The organism is Acinetobacter sp. V91_7, from assembly GCF_031799075.1.
Taxonomy (GTDB): Bacteria; Pseudomonadota; Gammaproteobacteria; order Pseudomonadales; family Moraxellaceae; genus Acinetobacter; species Acinetobacter calcoaceticus.
In genome coordinates this window covers 90,985-106,497 of the sequence record NZ_JAVQNT010000035.1, presented here as the reverse complement: position 1 = coordinate 106,497, position 15,513 = coordinate 90,985, and the positions used below count along the sequence as shown (strand labels likewise).

The window sequence follows — 15,513 nt, the reverse complement described above, 5'->3', positions numbered from 1 at the left end:
TTGTTTCTACGTGGTGGTTCTTATTAGGTAACTTCAAATAAACTGGCTGATTCCACATCTCCCATTGATACCGGACATAACGCATCTTCAATAAACTTAGGTTCTTCTCTTGCCTATTCAACGGCATGTTTAAGGAATGATTCTTACTAGAACCATTCTTCCGGCATAGTGAGTGGCGTTTTCTCTACCGGATCAAGCACTGCTAACCAACTTATAATTTTTGGCATTTCCCAACCAAAGAAATAATCACAAGCTGCAAGCTTCCCACGCAAAAAATCAGGGTCTGTTGAATTTGGCATGAGTTTATGAATGACTACTGCTTGATCAAGCCATAACCACCCCACCACAAGATGCCCAAAGGCTTCCAGATAATTGGCGGCATTTGCCAGTTGGAGTTCTACATCGGTTAAGGCATGTAATTTTTCTGTTACATTCTGGATGAGTTGCCACTTTTGAGCTAAGTGATCTGCATGATCTTTTAACGAAGGCTCTGCTTTGGCTTGCGTAATGGTATTCATGATTTTTTCATGTAATAGTTTCATCGACAGCCCCTGATTAAGACGAGTTTTACGTCCTAATAAATCGAGTGCCTGAATACCAAATGTTCCTTCATGAATCGGGTTGAGTCGATTGTCCCGATAAAACTGTTCAACGTTATATTCACGGGTATAACCGTAGCCACCATGAACTTGAATTGCTAAATCATTTGCTACAAGTCCCCATTCAGAAGACCAACTTTTCACCACCGGTGTTAATAGATCAAGTAATTGATTGGCTTGATTACGCTGCTCGGCATCTTCAAGTGAGTGGATATCATCGGTTAATCGGGCTGCATATAGGCACAGTGCCAACGCACCTGAGGCATATGCTTTTTGCGCCAAAAGCATACGGCGGACATCCGCATGTTGAATGAGCGGGATTTGTGGAGAACTTGGATTACGTTCGCTACGAGAGCGACCTTGTACTCGAGTTTTTGCATAATCTAAAGCATGCAGATAACCTGTATATCCCAATGCTGCCGCCCCAAGTCCAACCGAAATTCGGGCTTCATTCATCATATGGAACATATAGGCCAGCCCTTTACCAGCTTCGCCGACTAGCTCGCCAATTGCACCTGCTTCTCCTTCGGGTGTGAAACGACCTTCCCCAAAATTCAGCACACAATTCACTGTTCCCCGATAGCCCATTTTATGGTTAATCCCAGCCAACACTACATCGTTGCGTTCGCTTGGCTGTCCATTTTCATTGAGTAATTTGCGCGGTACAGTAAACAAAGAAATGCCTTGCACACCTGCTGGTAATTGTCCATTTTCATCTGGAATTTTTGCCAAAACTAAATGAACAATATTGTCAGAGATATCGTGCTCGCCACCTGAAATCCACATTTTGTTTCCAAACAAGCGATAACGACCATCTTCTGTTTTAATCGCACGTGTACGGATATCAGCAAGACTTGAACCTGCTTGTGGTTCAGATAAACACATCGTTCCGAAGCATTTACCTTCCATCATGGCGTTGACATAGGGTTTCACTTTTTCAGGTTCACCATGGGCCATTAATAAATTTGCATTACCAATAGTTAAAAAGGCGTAGCCTGCTGTTCCTGAATTGGCACCGAGTAGATATGCCATACCTGCACGCTCAATGGTATTGGGTAAGTTCATACCATTCCAATCTGATGGAAAAGCTGCACTCATCAAACCAGCATCAGCAAAGGCCTTAAGCGCGACTCCGACTTCAGGATTGACAGTCACACGTTCACCATCAAAAACAGGTTCGTTACTGTCATTTTTTTTATTATGAGGAGCAAATAAATCGGTTGCCAAAGCCTCGTAAACGTTTAAAACAGACGTATATTCAAAACGGTCCTGTCCTGCAAAAGAATTGCGTTGACTAAGTTCTTCGACTTTTAGCCAATCGAATAGCAAAAAATCTACATCACGGCGAGAGAGAATTAATTCATTGCTCATGGTTTATTCCTATACATTTACAAGTGTAAGCCACTCTGTAACAAGTGCTGGCTTGGCTTGGTTTTCAATTTCAATCGTGACTTCCATGACCAATTGATAAACTCCCTTATTTTTTTCGGAAACATTTTTTAAGTAAAAATGTCCGCGCACACGCTTCCCGCTATGCACTGGGCTGATAAAACGCAAATTATTGATGCCATAATTCACGGCAGATTGCTGCCCTTGTACAGTAGGAATAACTTGGGCGGCCATAGCTGAAAGTAAAGATAGCGTTAAAAAACCATGTGCAATCGTGCCACCAAAGGGAGTTTGACGAGCAGCGTCTTCATCCACATGAATAAATTGACGATCCAGTGTTACATCAGCAAAGGTATTGATCATGGTTTGCTCTATTGCAATCCAGTCTGAGCTACCGAGTGCCTTGTCTTGTAACTCAAAAAGCTGGTCGATGCTTAATGTATTTTTTGTCAAAATTATTCTCCTGCCATTAATGAAGCCTTTTTCAGCTCAAGCTCACCCTGAGCGCCTCCTCTGACAGGCACAAACTCATCTGTTCGGTCCGAAACATCAGCTAAACGTTGTGCTAAAACATGCGGAACTTGTTCATCCGTACCTAAATAAATTCCTTGCGTAAGGGTAATGTGGGCAGCTTCAAAACTACCTGCGCCAGCACAAAGAATCATACGGGTAGGTGCATCTTCGCTAACCAAAGTCGCGATTGCAGGACTGACAGCACTTGGCGCAAGAGCTTTGAGGGCTTCTTCGGGTAACAACCCTTCAAGCATACGAGTTGCAGCTGTTGGTGCTAGACAGTTCACCCGAACATTAGATTTTTCACCTTCTAAAGCCAGCGTCTGCATTAACCCAACCAATGCCATTTTTGCAGCGCTGTAGTTGGACTGCCCAAAATTGCCGTACAAACCTGAGGATGACGTGGTCATGACAATACGACCATATTTTTGCTCACGCATAATATCCCATACCGCTTTAGTGCAATTTACCGCCCCCATGAGATGCACATCAATTACTGTACGGAAGTCATCTAGTGACATTTTACTAAAGGTTTTATCTCGGAGAATTCCAGCGTTATTAATTAAAATATCTACACGACCCCAGCGGGCAATTGTTTCATCTACCATCTGTTGAACTTGTTCAATATCAGTGACTGAAGCGCCATTTGCCATCGCCTCGCCACCAGCTGCAATAATTTCATCCACGACTTTTTGGGCCGCCATGGTTGAGCCGCCCTTTCCGTTTACATCACTACCCAGATCATTCACGACCACTTTTGCACCCAAACGAGCCAGTAACAGCGCATGTTCTCGCCCTAGACCAGCGCCAGCACCGGTAACAATAGCCACTCGATTGCTTAAATTAATTGTCATGATTTTTTCCTAAATAAATGAATAAGATATTATTTAATAAATGTTTTAATAAGCTGTCACGCCGCCATCAATTGCAATGGCTTGACCTGTGAGATATGAGTTTTCTTTGGCACACATCATCAGCATCATTGCTACCACTTCGCTTGGATGGCCAAGACGCTTCATTGGCGAGGCCTGCGCTAAAAAGTCTTGTTTCTCTTTGAGTTCACTGTCGACCACCATCGGGGTGGTTGTATAAAATGGACAAATTGCATTAACTCGAATGCCTTTATTTGCATATTCAATCGCTGCTGTTTTGGTTAATCCCACCACAGCATGCTTTGCCGCAGCATAGGCAGCCAATTTGGGAGCCGCGCCTAAACCCGCAACAGAAGCAACATTCAGAATAATGCCACCACCTTGTTGCAACATCTGACGAATTTGATGCTTCATTCCAAAGAACACACCTTTGGCATTGACGGCAAAACTCAAATCCAGATCTGCTTCATCGGTATCAATAAAGCTTTTCATAGGCGGACTCATACCTGCATTATTGATCCCGACATCGATTCTACCAAACTGAGTAACTGCACTTTGCACCAACGCCTGTACATCTGCTTCACAGCTGACATCACACACTTGCGCCACCACCTCTACTCCTGCTTGGCGTAGCGGTTCAACTACAGTATTTAACCCTTCAATATTCAAGTCACCCAACACTAATTTTGCGCCATACTTTGCCAGTTGCTCTGCCAGCAATGCACCAAATCCACTCGCCGCACCTGTGATTAAGACCACTTGACCTGAATAATGTTCGTACATTGCTATTCTTCCCTAAATAGTTAAACCGCCATCAACCACAATACATTCACCATTGGTATAACTTGCAGCATCGGACACAAGATACAGTACGGTGCCCGCCATTTCACGTGGTTCTGCGTGACGGCGTAATGGAATTGAACTCATCCAGTTTGTATAAATATCTTCATTTTCAAATAGGGCCGATGCAAATTTGGTCTTGGTAAGACCCGGCAATAAAGCATTCACTCGAATACCCAATGGTCCGCATTCTTTTGCAAAGGCTTTGGTCATATTCACCACCGCAGCTTTGGTAATAGAATAAATACCTTGTTGGTCTCCGGGTTGTAGGGCATTCACAGATGCGGTATTCACAATTGCACCTCCGCCCTGTTCTTTCATTAATTTGCCCGCCTCGACAGACATAAAGAAATATCCACGAATGTTGACTTCAACCGTTTTGTTATAGGCCGCAATATCCGTATCCAAAATATGCCCAAAATAAGGATTGGCAGCTGCATTATTGACTAAAATATCTAAACGACCATGTTCTTTACGAATATATTCAAAAATTTCTGCAATATCTTCTAGTTTACCCACATGACAAGCAGCTGCTTCCGCTTTACCATTTGCTGCAATAATTTCATTAGCAACGCGTTGGCAATCTTCAACCTTGCGACTAGATACAATCACATGTGCGCCTTGTTCAGCTAAAAGTTTGGCAATTTCCTCACCAATACCACGACTTGCACCTGTAACTAAGGCTATTTTCCCAGTCAAATCGAATAAATTTGTAGCCATATCATTTCCTTATGTTCATGGGTTTTGTAAAGTCAGTTGTAAGCAACGCTCATATAAATTTTCGACAAAAATCCCAAAATTTTTAAATTCAGGATTTTGAGTTTCTTTATGGTAATAACGATAATAAATTTGCTGGAGAATAGCGGCTAAACGAAATAAGCCAAATACCTCGTAAAACGTCCAATTGTTGGTTTGTAAACCTGTTTTTTGCAGATAATAGTCCACGACTTCCTGACGTAAAAACATACCTTGTAAATAGGTTGGCTGACGACGCATAGATTTCAATGTTGCGTTATCGTCATCTTGTACCCAATAAGCTAAAGCACACCCTAAATCCATAAGTGGATCGCCCAGAGTGGTCATTTCCCAATCTAAAACCCCAATAATAGAAGTAGGTTGCTGTCGATCTAAAATAAGGTTATCAAATCGCCAATCGTTATGAATAACACAAGTCATACTGTCTTGCGGGACATGCGCATGGAGCCATTGTCGTATCGTACTGAAATTTGGTACATCAGGCGTTAATGCTTTTTCATAACGCTTGTCCCATCCTTCAACTTGGCGACGACAATAACCCTCGCCTTTACCTAGCATTTCTAAATCAGTGCCTTGATAAGGGAGTTGATGTAAGGCGATTAAAGAATCCAGCATATTTGTACAGAGAACTTTGAGCTGATCTCTACTTAAACTTAGGTCTTGGGGCAGATCAGCACGAAGAATTATGCCTTCGATACGTTCCATCACATAAAAATCACAACCAATGACAGTGTGATCTGTACACAATGCCACCATTTCTGGAACCATAGGATAAAGTGGTTTAAGTGCTTTTTGCACCCGATATTCCCGCACCATATCGTGAGCAGACTTTGCTTTTGTGCCTGATGGTGGGCGACGTAAAATCAAATCGTGATTATCGGATTCAATCCGATAAGTCCAATTAGAGGCCCCACCCGAATATTGAGTTATTTTGGGTGTACCTTTTAAGCAAATACCTTGTTGAAACAGCCAGTCTTGTATAGCAGTTATGTTGAGTTCTTCACCCTGACGTACCTGACCACCAACATCAATCACAGACATGGTTATTTCCCCTCTGCTCGATGATGGCTATATCCCCGCTTTTTTAACTCGATTTTACTAATGACGCGTTTATGAACTTCATCTGGACCATCCGCTAAACGTAAAGTTCGCGCAAGAGCAAAAAAACGAACCAACGGCGTATCATTTGATATTCCCATTCCACCGTGAATTTGAATTGCCATGTCCATGACTTGTTGCATTACATTAGGGGCAACTACTTTAATGGCTGAAATTTCAGTCATAGCTGCAACATTTCCAACGGTATCCATTTTCCAAGCTGCATACAAAGTCAATAATCGAGCTTGATCAATCGCAATTCGGGCATCTGCAATGCGCTCTTTATTGCCGCCTAATTCTAAAATTGGTTGACCAAACGCCGTACGGCTCATACCACGATCAATTGCCAACTCTAGGGCACGTTCCGATGCTCCCACACAGCGCATACAATGGTGTATTCGCCCTGGCCCTAAACGCCCTTGTGCAATTGCAAAACCTTGTCCAGCTTCGCTAATGAAATTACTCACGGGTACACGTACATTATTAAAACTAATTTCACCATGACCATGGGGTGCCTCAGTTTCATTAAAAACTGGAAGCATTCTTTCAATCTTGATTCCAGCCGTATCGATAGGTACTAAAACCATCGAATGCTGTTGGTGTTGACCTTTATTTTCATCGGGTGTGCGTGCCATCACAATCAATATTTTAGCGTTCGGATCACCTAAACCTGATGACCACCATTTTCGACCATTGAGAACGATTTCATCACCCTCAATAACTGCGGTAGTTTGCATATTGGTGGCATCACTTGATGCAACTTCAGGCTCGGTCATACAAAAAACTGAACGAATTTCACCTTTTAATAATGGTTCTAACCATTGTTTCTTCTGCTCTTCATTCCCATAACGCCATAAAACTTCCATGTTGCCAGTATCAGGAGCATTACAGTTAAAAACGGTAGGAGCTAAAAAACTACGACCTGTTTGTTCTGCGATATGAGCATATTCTTGAATATTCAAACCCGTGCCTAATGTGTCATCAGGTAAGAACATATTCCACAAACCAGCTTCCTTTGCCTTATTTTTTAATGTTTCCAAAGCGGTCGGCCATTTCCATGTGGTCCAATCTTCATGGTCGCAAGTACGTCGAACCTCAGCCCAAAACTCATCTTCAATAGGCTCAATTTCAGTTGCCATGAATTGCTTAACTTTTTCTAAATATTGCTTACCACGAGCGCTAAGTTCAAAATTCACGGTTTTAATCACTCTATTTGTTGTGCTATTTCCTGAACATACCTAACTTGCTACAATGAATAAAATGAATTGTTTGAATAACAAACCATGAATGAAATGAATAATAATGTCGCCTCTCTCGCTCGTATTGATCTCAATCTATTTCGGGTGTTTGTCACAATTTATAAAGAAAAAAATCTAACACGTGCGAGTGAACAACTCTTTTTAAGCCAATCTGCTGTTAGCCATGCGTTGGCTCGTTTACGCGATCATTTTAATGACCCACTCTTTATTCGAGATGGGCATGGTGTTGTTCCATCACCTTTAGCCAAACGTTTATGGCCTAAAATTGAACAATCATTGCAACTGATGCATCAAGCAATTCAAAGCACTTATGACTTTGTGCCAGCACGAGATTTAAAGCATCTCACCATCGCTATGAATGATGAATATGAAGGGATTTTTTTACCCTCTATTATTCAACACTTAACTCAATTTAATCCTAATTTGCAGTTAAATAGCGTACGCATTGATCGTAAAAACTTAAGACATGAGCTTTCTACGGGTAAAATCGATTTTGCGATTGATGTTCATCATTCTGTTGAAGAGAGCATTGGTTATGAATGCTGTACTAAAGATCAGTTTGTGGTAATAAGTCGCAAGCAGCATCCTTTATTATCATCTACTGATCTCACCAAAGAAATTTATTTAGATGCTAAGCACATTACTGTGTCCTCTCGTCCCACAGGTCGTGTCTTCGAAGATTTTTTCTTATCTAAACAAGGGATCAAAAGATCAATTAGTTTCCGCTGCCAACAATATGAAACGGCAATCCGATTAATTACACAAACGGACCATTTACTCACGATTCCTCAATGCCAAATTGCTTATTTTAAAGATAATTACCCTCAAATTAAGGTGCATCCACTCCCCATTGATATAGCTGGATACCAAATGAATCTATATTGGGATCAGCAAAAGTCCCATGAACACCAAATAGTATGGTGCAAGGCGCAACTATTGCAGATTATGAATAATTTATAGAATTTTTTTCACAACCTAACTCTTTAGATTTATTTTTGAATTTAATACTCTTATTGATTCAGTTCCAATTTCAGATATACATCTCTAAAAAAAACAGCATTTAAGAAATCTTTTACAGAATAAAAGTATGAAAATACGTTTATGCTAAGTCACATATATCCTATGTACAAAAAGCCCACCATTCGATGAGCTTTTTATTTAATTAAAATTAAAGGTATGTATTAGGCGTTAAATTCTGCTAATACAAAGTTTTTTACTATTTCATCAAAAGTTGGTTTCAGAAGAGCTGGCTTGCTATTTTTTATAGTTTCATACCAATAACTCGCTGCAACTCCCATACTGAACAAAGCTAACAATTTCATTGCTCATCTCACTTATTGGGAAGAGTAGAACTTAAAGTATCATTCGCGTTTGTAGCCTTCCAACTCGTTTTAGCGAGGTTTCTGTATATATTTTAAGCAATGTGTAATAAAAAAGCCCTTATCTTTGTAAGTTTGCTTTAATGACAATTATGTAATTCACTTTCGCTTTGACCACTATAACGCAAACTTAGTATTTCCTCTTTACAGCGATAAGTTCTCAATAAAAGATACAAAATAGTTATTTTTCTGTTTGAATTTCTTCATTATCTGGTGTGGTGATAAAAGGCTGTGTTATATGCGCCTCTGCTGTTAAATTTTCTGATTCTGACTTTAAATTTTTCCGATAATATATATTTATTTTTCTTTCACAGCCTCCCAACAACTACTTGAAATTTGATACGATAAAAAAAACTTAGAGAATAGGTATATTTTGAATACTACCAAATATCTGATCATTTACTTTTTAATTATACTCATTTATACAGTCGCATTTTACTTTCAAAACTCCAGCAAAGTTAACCTTCTTGATTCTTCAGGGTTAGGTAGTTTCTTATCTGGGCTTTTTGCACCTATAGCCTTCGTTTACTTATATTTAGGTTATAGACAACAGGAAAAAGCATTAAATCAAACAAATCAAGATCTTCTAGAACAATTAAAAATTCAGAAGAAAATGCTTGAATTGCAATTAAAGGATCAATTAGCGAAAGAGCATGCAGCTCAACCCATAATTGATTTTGAAGTTTACGCAGATGAATTGTCGTATGAAAAGGATCAAATAAATAATGAAACTGGTAGACCAATTGAAAGTTATCATTGGAAATTTACTTTCATAATTACCAATTCAGGTGAAAAAATATCACAAGTTAATATTAAATGCTTGAAACCCTTCAATAACAATATTACCTACAATAAAGTAATAGATAAATCTCAAGTCCTAAAAGCTCATTTATATTTAAAAGAAGATGAAATTAAAGAATATAGTGTTAAGGATTCAATCGATTTAGAAGTTCAAATTGAATACCGAACAAGTATTGGTTTGAAATATATATTAAAATATGAAGTGACTGCCTTTAAATATGAGGTATCCCCCCACCTTGGCTTAATCTATTCAGCTAAATCCAATCCAATACAAATTGATTAAGAAAGCTCCCTATTTAGCGGGAGCTTTCCATACCGTAATACATCCGATTAATTAAGCTAAACGCTTTAATGTCACTTGTTCTCCACTCTCAGAACAAAATATATCGAGACCTACTGGTCTACTAAACTTCTGACCACAAACTACTACGTGATCAATTAAAGTGGAGCCAATTAATTGAGTTAGGTTTACACGTTTTAACGTTCTAGATGTAATCATCAAACCTAAAAGTTCAGTACCATCACTTTTTGAAACTACAATAGCCTTAGTTTCATTTCTTTGCCACATAACTTCTGATTGGTTTTTCATTGTTCAACTGCTTTGATCGTTTAAGGAGTTTAACCTTAACAAAAGCAGTTAAAAAGATATCATTTTCTGTTGACAGTACGTTTGCCTCTCCCCAAAAACCTCCCCACCACCACGTCCCGATCCTCCAAACTGTTTGAGCTTAAAATCTGGAACATTAAGCCATCAATAAGGTTTAAAACCATATTAGCATCAGGTTTTAGCGGACGGTTTTCCAAGCTAAAGACCAGATCAAAAAGTTCTCGAAGCAGCCATTTTCTATATTCAATTGCCATGTGGTAGGCCTGAGAGTAAATCTGTTTAATTTCAAAAATGGCTTTAAGCAATAGATAGTACAGACTATTAAAATTGACATGTAAAACCATAATCTCTTTGAGTTTATCGCTTGATGTTCGGTAACGGCTTGAGTAAATAATTGCCAGTACTTCTTCTTTCAATCGGCTTTTTTGAAAAGATACGCACCTTTCAACAAGCTGCTCTTTTGAATGAAAGTAGTTATAAAAAGTAGCTTTAGGAATTTTGGATTCTTTGGCGATTAAGTCCACGCCCGTATTGTGAAATCCATAGATATTAAACAGCTCTATGGCGGTGTGAATAACCTGTAATTTTTTGGAAGATGTTTCTAAAGTTGGCATAGTTTTACCGTTATAAATTCTTGTTGTTTCAAAAGAGATTAAAAAGCCTGTGCCTTTTCTGGGAGAAAAAAAGGCACAGCAAAGCCGTAAAGACTGTGCTTGGCACATCTCAAGTTTTATTGTTGCTAAGTTTTTTAGTCGTGACGAATTAAAGCCTGAAAAGCCTAATGGCGATCAAACTGCTTTAAAAGTTTAAGTTGTGTCGATATAGCTTTTGGCAAAGACTGCCAATAAATGATGAATGTGCAAAGCCAACTCCTTCTATTGGGAGTTCTGCCAGACATTTTAAATTATGGTGGCAGAACGGAAGAGGGTTCGCAGACTAGTAATAACTCAAACTAGCACACCCGAAGGTGTCCCTCTCCCGTCCTACCGCTACGGGAGGGAACGAGTGGTACACCACACAAGGCTATTCCTCAGAAGAAAAAGCTCTGATGCGGGAGTTATTATGCGGTCTGCGACAACCGACTGGCAATGTGGCCAGCCTGCAAATGGTAATCTTCAATATTTAAGGTGTCAATGTGAAATTGGCTAGAAATTATTTAATTAATTATTGTTTTTCATTTAATTACACAATTAAGTAAAACCTTAAATATTAGCTTAATAAAACCTTTCTGTTTTATAAGCAAGTTAGCTGTTAGGTTTAATTTGAATTGTTTTGCTACTTGAATAGATAAAATAAAGAGCAATTGCTAAACAGATAAGTGCGCCCAATCTATATGTTGAAAAAGGCAGAATTTCATTGCCAAACCAACCAAAATTATCAATCAACATACTCATGAGAAGTTGCCCAAAAATCACCGCAACCGTAGCAACTGCCGCCCCTATTCTTTGCACAGCTAAAACCATAATTACAATATAGGGAACGCCACACATTGCTCCGAGCAATTGCCATTTAGGTACATCTAGCAGTGTTAATGTTTGTTTTGGTTCAAAATAAAAAATAAGCAATGCTGTAATTAAAGCTCCTACCGAAAACGTCAAAAATGCACTACGAAATACACCAACTTTACTGCCAAGCTGACCATTAATTGCGGCTTGAACACTTAAAAGAGCACCGCCGATGACTGCTAATAAAATCATGAATATCGCCATATTACCCTCTTATGCTTTTGCGACTAATGAAAGTGCGACCACAATAAAAACAAGCGCAAGCACACGTTTACGATCTACTTTTCTATGCGGAGTTCCGAGTAACCCATAATGATCAATAATCAGACTCTTAAAAACTTGACCAGCCAAAATTCCAATCATTGTCATGGCAATAATCGGCGCGGTAATGGTGAGAATAATGACGTAGATGGGACCAATAACGCCTCCCAATAACTGCCAAGATGGAAGAGTAAAAAATGAAGGACTGTTACGTGGACTAAAAAACAACATCAATAAAAAAGTAAGTGCTGCCCCTACTCCAAAAATACTAAAAGTGGCCCACAACTCCCCAACTTCTGTACCTAATGGCCCTAAAAGCCCAGCTTCTACGGATAGCCCCATTCCTCCCAAAGTGGTTAGGAACAGTAATAGAATTTGCATCAAATATTGCCTCATTTTATTTAGGCAATGAATCTTAGAGTAGTCAATTCAATAGAAAAACAGCATAATTCATGAATCACTTTTGCAGAAATTGCACAGATGAATTTAACTAATTCGATTGATATTCGTACCCTTCGCTTTTTTATCAGTGTATACAATGCTCAAAACTTCTCTATGGTGGCGAGAAAAGAAGATGTGTCGGCATCGATGATTTCTCGGACCATTCAACAGTTAGAAGATGCTTTGGGGCAGCAACTTTTTTATCGAAATACACGAGCAATCACACCGACCGAATCGGGTAAATTATTTTTTGAGTATGCCAAAAGAATTACAGAGCAATTTGATGAAGCTCAAAAGGCATTGCAAGATAAAACAGTAGAACCCACTGGACTGGTCAGAATTAATGCACCCGTATTTTTTGGTCAAAGGCATATTGCGCCTTGGTTAGCGGGTTTATCAGAGCGTTATCCAAGGCTTTTAATAGAACTGATTCAAACAGACGAATTTATAGACCCTCTTCGGGATAGTACCGATTTAATTTTTCGTATTGGAACCCTGACAGACTCATCATTTCATGCACGTATTTTCGGCACACAAAAATATCATTTGGCAGCCTCTCCTGCTTACATTGCTAAATACGGCGCGCTTGATCATCCCAAACAACTCAATGAACATAAATGCTTAGTCTATAAAGGTTTTGAAGGACCTAACCGATGGTTAATTAAAAAGCCAAATGAGGAGTGGATACATTATCCAATTGTGCCTTTACTTGCTTCAAATAATGCTGAGAGCTTAATGACGGCTGCACTCAATGGGATGGGAATTGTTTTATTTCCTGACTGGTTAATTGGTGAGGCTTTAAAGGATGGCAAATTAATAAAACTTTTACCGCAATATGAAGCATCTATTAAATCGCAACCCCAGCACATCGCAGCGATTTATCCTAATGTGCGTCATCCGCCCTTAAACATTCGGGTAATTATTGATTATTTTGCTGAGGTTTACGGCTCGCCACCATATTGGCAGAATTAATTTTTCTTTTAATTACACAATTAAGAAAAACCTTAAATATTGGCTTAACAATTTACTTTTACAACAGCCAGTTAAGTGGCCTGTTTGTAATTACCATCATTTAAAAATGCCAATGCTTGCTCAGTTGATCCCTCATTTAAAGGATTATGATTGGGATTAAAGTATCGCAAGCAGGCACGTATTATATCGTCAGCTTTAGGCACACGGTCTTGTCGAGCTGCTCGGAAATAATCTTTGAAACGAAAACGATGTGGTAATTGCGCATCTTGCTCTACTAGATTTTCGACAGCAACATAAGCCAAAACAATAAATAGCGGGAACGTGACAACTGCCGCCCCAGCCCGAAGTACATTGCTATTGCTAAAATATCTAAACATTGCATCGGCTACTTCGCGGTGCTCTACTTCTTCAGCTCCGTGCCATTGCAATAAACGTAACATTTCTACATCGACAGGTGCTTGTTGTAGTCCCTCTGCATTGAGAACCCAATGTCCTAACACTCCAGTCAGATGTTCGGCAGCAGCCACCATTGCTAATCGGGTCGTTAGCCACATCGTCTTTAAGCGTGGATGCTTCAATTCATAGCCTAATGGTTTTGGGCCAATCATGTCATTAAATATCCAATTCGTCATCTTGGTATAACGACTTAAATCAATCCCTAATGCCTCTATGTGCCGTGTTCCGAGAGTGTGCCCATAACTATGAGCACCCTCTTGTTTAATGAAAGCAATTGCAGCCTCTTTGAGTTTTTCATCTTTAATATAAGGCAATGCATCTCTAAACGTCTGACAAAACCAACGTTCTGGTGCAGGTGTAATCGGGTTAATTGAATTTAATATTTGCGAAACTATTGGATCGTCATAAATCCAATGTGTTGGCGTTTCAGTAAAATTAAATACAGGACGCCGCGGAACAATCACATGGTTTTGTCTGATTAAACTATTCATGATAATAAATCCTTATATATCAAAAGCGCTTACCATTAATCCTGAGTCAGAATGTTAAAGCCCATACGTGGACCAAAGGCAATCAATGTTCGCACTAAGCCCTTAATCGCTTTGGGTTGTTGCCCACTGCTAATACGGCGAAATTGCGAAGCATGCCAAGCGAGTTGCAAATAGGCATCAACGGGTTTGTATCCAATGGCTGGAATTTTTGCTGGTTTTAATACCGATTTTCCGGCTAACAGTTGTTTTGCTAAATCTGGCTGTACTGCAAAAGGTCGAGCCAATCCAACCAAATCGACCGTACCATTAGCAACAATATGATTCATGAAATCTACATCTCGCAGCCCACCTGTTAACATCAGTGGTAATTTGCTTTGTTTGCGAAGTGCGGTGGCATAGTCAATAAAATATGCATCACGCTGAGCAGAACGATCTGGTGCATAGCCTAATTGCGCAGGAGATTCATAATTCCCGCCTGAAATCTCTAATAAGTCGATCCCTTCTGCTTCTAAAGCTAATGCAATTTGTAGAGACTCTTCCTGACTTAAGCCGCCCTTTTGAAAATCGGCAGAGTTGAGTTTTACGCTTAATATTTTGTCTTTGCCTATTGCAGCTCGAACAGCTCGAACCGTTTCAATCAACATACGGCGTCGATTTTCAGGACTTCCTCCCCACCCATCTGTTCGAACGTTTGAGAGTGGTGACAAAAATTGCGAGAGTAAATAACCATGTGCGGCATGAACCTGCACGCCATCAAACCCTGCTTTAACAGCAAGCTCTGCGGTTGTAGCAAAGCGTTTAATTTGCTCTAAAATATCTGCTTCAGTCATTACTCGTGGAATACGAATAATATTCATAGCAGGTAAATCAAGCCCGACTGCTGAGGGCGCGATCGGCTTTTTCAAAAGTGGCAAAACCGCAACACGGCCCGGATGGTTAATCTGCATAATAATTTTGCTGCCATTGGCCTTAGCAGCCTGAGCCCATAACTTATTTGCTTGTAAAAATTGCTCATCTTGCAAAACGACATTTCGTGGCTCAACAAAAGCACGATGGTCAATCATCACATTGCCCGTAACTAATAACCCAGTTCCACCCCTTGCCCATGCTGCATAGAGTTGCTGTAAGTCTGTGGTGGGTGAGCCGTGTCGATCAGCCAATTGTTCACTCATGGCCGACTTTGCAATACGGTTGGGTATGGTTATGCCACATGCCAATTTTAATGGTTGCTGTAACGGAGAATTTGTAGATGTAGACTGTGCCATGATAATTAT

Annotated in this window: 18 protein-coding genes; 4 read left to right on the top strand and 14 right to left on the bottom strand. The window is 39.8% G+C overall.

Translation table 11 applies throughout. The features are described from left to right. Nucleotides 1–146: 146 nt before the first annotated feature. Genes RMB03_RS10975 through RMB03_RS10945 form a run of 7 tightly spaced genes read right to left on the bottom strand, consistent with a single transcriptional unit; the run spans nucleotide 147 to nucleotide 7,263 of the window. Nucleotides 147–1,970 carry an acyl-CoA dehydrogenase gene (locus tag RMB03_RS10975; protein ID WP_311076091.1) on the bottom strand — a complete coding sequence of 608 codons (1,824 nt, stop codon included), beginning with the start codon at nucleotides 1,968–1,970 and terminating at the stop codon, nucleotides 147–149. Between the two features lie 9 nt (nucleotides 1,971–1,979). Then, nucleotides 1,980–2,441 carry a MaoC family dehydratase gene (locus RMB03_RS10970; RefSeq protein ID WP_311076088.1) on the bottom strand — a complete coding sequence of 154 codons (462 nt, stop codon included), beginning with the start codon at nucleotides 2,439–2,441 and terminating at the stop codon, nucleotides 1,980–1,982. Between the two features lie 2 nt (nucleotides 2,442–2,443). Continuing rightward, complete coding sequence (locus RMB03_RS10965) at nucleotides 2,444–3,355, bottom strand: SDR family NAD(P)-dependent oxidoreductase (RefSeq protein ID WP_000154577.1); 912 nt, start codon at nucleotides 3,353–3,355, stop codon at nucleotides 2,444–2,446. A 45-nt stretch (nucleotides 3,356–3,400) separates the two neighbouring features. After that, entirely contained in the window at nucleotides 3,401–4,156 is a 756-nt protein-coding gene (locus RMB03_RS10960) for an SDR family NAD(P)-dependent oxidoreductase (protein WP_003651898.1), read from the bottom strand. Between the two features lie 12 nt (nucleotides 4,157–4,168). Continuing rightward, a complete protein-coding gene (locus tag RMB03_RS10955) occupies nucleotides 4,169–4,933 on the bottom strand; it encodes an SDR family oxidoreductase (protein ID WP_311076084.1) in 765 nt (254 codons plus the stop codon). A gap of 15 nt (nucleotides 4,934–4,948) precedes the next feature. Further along, a complete protein-coding gene (locus RMB03_RS10950; RefSeq protein WP_311076082.1) occupies nucleotides 4,949–6,010 on the bottom strand; it encodes a phosphotransferase family protein in 1,062 nt (353 codons plus the stop codon). A gap of 2 nt (nucleotides 6,011–6,012) precedes the next feature. Beyond that, entirely contained in the window at nucleotides 6,013–7,263 is a 1,251-nt protein-coding gene (locus RMB03_RS10945) for an acyl-CoA dehydrogenase family protein (protein ID WP_311076081.1), read from the bottom strand. An 87-nt stretch (nucleotides 7,264–7,350) separates the two neighbouring features. Between RMB03_RS10945 and RMB03_RS10940 the strand changes: the two genes are divergently transcribed. Further along, nucleotides 7,351–8,286 carry a LysR family transcriptional regulator gene (locus RMB03_RS10940; RefSeq protein WP_311076079.1) on the top strand — a complete coding sequence of 312 codons (936 nt, stop codon included), beginning with the start codon at nucleotides 7,351–7,353 and terminating at the stop codon, nucleotides 8,284–8,286. A gap of 221 nt (nucleotides 8,287–8,507) precedes the next feature. Here the strand turns inward: RMB03_RS10940 and RMB03_RS10935 are convergent, their stop codons facing one another. Next, nucleotides 8,508–8,648, bottom strand: a complete 141-nt coding sequence (locus RMB03_RS10935) for a hypothetical protein (protein WP_005040355.1) — start codon at nucleotides 8,646–8,648, stop codon at nucleotides 8,508–8,510. A gap of 430 nt (nucleotides 8,649–9,078) precedes the next feature. Here RMB03_RS10935 and RMB03_RS10930 point away from each other — a divergent pair, with 430 nt between their 5' ends. Then, a complete protein-coding gene (locus tag RMB03_RS10930; RefSeq protein WP_311076075.1) occupies nucleotides 9,079–9,789 on the top strand; it encodes a hypothetical protein in 711 nt (236 codons plus the stop codon). Nucleotides 9,790–9,840: 51 nt separating this feature from the next. Here the strand turns inward: RMB03_RS10930 and RMB03_RS10925 are convergent, their stop codons facing one another. Together RMB03_RS10925 and RMB03_RS10920 are read right to left on the bottom strand one after the other, a co-directional pair. Next, entirely contained in the window at nucleotides 9,841–10,095 is a 255-nt protein-coding gene (locus RMB03_RS10925) for a hypothetical protein (protein ID WP_311076073.1), read from the bottom strand. Nucleotides 10,096–10,154: 59 nt separating this feature from the next. Beyond that, nucleotides 10,155–10,727, bottom strand: a complete 573-nt coding sequence (locus RMB03_RS10920) for a TetR/AcrR family transcriptional regulator (protein ID WP_311076071.1) — start codon at nucleotides 10,725–10,727, stop codon at nucleotides 10,155–10,157. A 49-nt stretch (nucleotides 10,728–10,776) separates the two neighbouring features. Here RMB03_RS10920 and RMB03_RS10915 point away from each other — a divergent pair, with 49 nt between their 5' ends. Beyond that, nucleotides 10,777–10,923: a hypothetical protein gene (locus RMB03_RS10915; RefSeq protein ID WP_311076069.1), complete on the top strand. Its 147-nt coding sequence runs from the start codon at nucleotides 10,777–10,779 to the stop codon at nucleotides 10,921–10,923. A gap of 434 nt (nucleotides 10,924–11,357) precedes the next feature. Here the strand turns inward: RMB03_RS10915 and RMB03_RS10910 are convergent, their stop codons facing one another. Together RMB03_RS10910 and RMB03_RS10905 are read right to left on the bottom strand one after the other, a co-directional pair. After that, nucleotides 11,358–11,822 carry a DMT family transporter gene (locus tag RMB03_RS10910; RefSeq protein ID WP_005040330.1) on the bottom strand — a complete coding sequence of 155 codons (465 nt, stop codon included), beginning with the start codon at nucleotides 11,820–11,822 and terminating at the stop codon, nucleotides 11,358–11,360. Nucleotides 11,823–11,831: 9 nt separating this feature from the next. Further along, entirely contained in the window at nucleotides 11,832–12,260 is a 429-nt protein-coding gene (locus tag RMB03_RS10905; protein ID WP_311076066.1) for a DMT family transporter, read from the bottom strand. 99 nt (nucleotides 12,261–12,359) lie between these two features. Between RMB03_RS10905 and RMB03_RS10900 the strand changes: the two genes are divergently transcribed. Further along, the gene (locus tag RMB03_RS10900; RefSeq protein WP_311076064.1) at nucleotides 12,360–13,292 is read left to right on the top strand and encodes a LysR substrate-binding domain-containing protein; all 933 of its coding nucleotides are present in this window, start codon (nucleotides 12,360–12,362) and stop codon (nucleotides 13,290–13,292) included. 71 nt (nucleotides 13,293–13,363) lie between these two features. Here the strand turns inward: RMB03_RS10900 and RMB03_RS10895 are convergent, their stop codons facing one another. Then, on the bottom strand, nucleotides 13,364–14,239 hold the full coding sequence (locus RMB03_RS10895) for a metal-dependent hydrolase (RefSeq protein WP_311076062.1): 876 nt from the start codon (nucleotides 14,237–14,239) through the stop codon (nucleotides 13,364–13,366). Between the two features lie 35 nt (nucleotides 14,240–14,274). Then, nucleotides 14,275–15,504: an NADH:flavin oxidoreductase/NADH oxidase family protein gene (locus RMB03_RS10890; RefSeq protein ID WP_311076060.1), complete on the bottom strand. Its 1,230-nt coding sequence runs from the start codon at nucleotides 15,502–15,504 to the stop codon at nucleotides 14,275–14,277. Between the last annotated feature and the right edge of the window lie 9 nt (nucleotides 15,505–15,513).

Excerpts from the sequence above, each read along its gene's own strand:
- RMB03_RS10955 (WP_311076084.1), bottom strand. The coding sequence starts at position 4,933 with ATGGCTACAAATTTATTCGATTTGACTGGGAAAATAGCCTTAGTTACA.
- RMB03_RS10905 (WP_311076066.1), bottom strand. The coding sequence starts at position 12,260 with ATGCAAATTCTATTACTGTTCCTAACCACTTTGGGAGGAATGGGGCTA.
- RMB03_RS10890 (WP_311076060.1), bottom strand. The coding sequence starts at position 15,504 with ATGGCACAGTCTACATCTACAAATTCTCCGTTACAGCAACCATTAAAA.
- RMB03_RS10965 (WP_000154577.1), bottom strand. The coding sequence starts at position 3,355 with ATGACAATTAATTTAAGCAATCGAGTGGCTATTGTTACCGGTGCTGGC.
- RMB03_RS10975 (WP_311076091.1), bottom strand. The coding sequence starts at position 1,970 with ATGAGCAATGAATTAATTCTCTCTCGCCGTGATGTAGATTTTTTGCTA.
- RMB03_RS10900 (WP_311076064.1), top strand. The coding sequence starts at position 12,360 with ATGAATTTAACTAATTCGATTGATATTCGTACCCTTCGCTTTTTTATC.
- RMB03_RS10920 (WP_311076071.1), bottom strand. The coding sequence starts at position 10,727 with ATGCCAACTTTAGAAACATCTTCCAAAAAATTACAGGTTATTCACACC.
- RMB03_RS10935 (WP_005040355.1), bottom strand. The coding sequence starts at position 8,648 with ATGAAATTGTTAGCTTTGTTCAGTATGGGAGTTGCAGCGAGTTATTGG.
- RMB03_RS10910 (WP_005040330.1), bottom strand. The coding sequence starts at position 11,822 with ATGGCGATATTCATGATTTTATTAGCAGTCATCGGCGGTGCTCTTTTA.
- RMB03_RS10925 (WP_311076073.1), bottom strand. The coding sequence starts at position 10,095 with ATGAAAAACCAATCAGAAGTTATGTGGCAAAGAAATGAAACTAAGGCT.
- RMB03_RS10950 (WP_311076082.1), bottom strand. The coding sequence starts at position 6,010 with ATGTCTGTGATTGATGTTGGTGGTCAGGTACGTCAGGGTGAAGAACTC.
- RMB03_RS10940 (WP_311076079.1), top strand. The coding sequence starts at position 7,351 with ATGAATGAAATGAATAATAATGTCGCCTCTCTCGCTCGTATTGATCTC.
- RMB03_RS10895 (WP_311076062.1), bottom strand. The coding sequence starts at position 14,239 with ATGAATAGTTTAATCAGACAAAACCATGTGATTGTTCCGCGGCGTCCT.
- RMB03_RS10960 (WP_003651898.1), bottom strand. The coding sequence starts at position 4,156 with ATGTACGAACATTATTCAGGTCAAGTGGTCTTAATCACAGGTGCGGCG.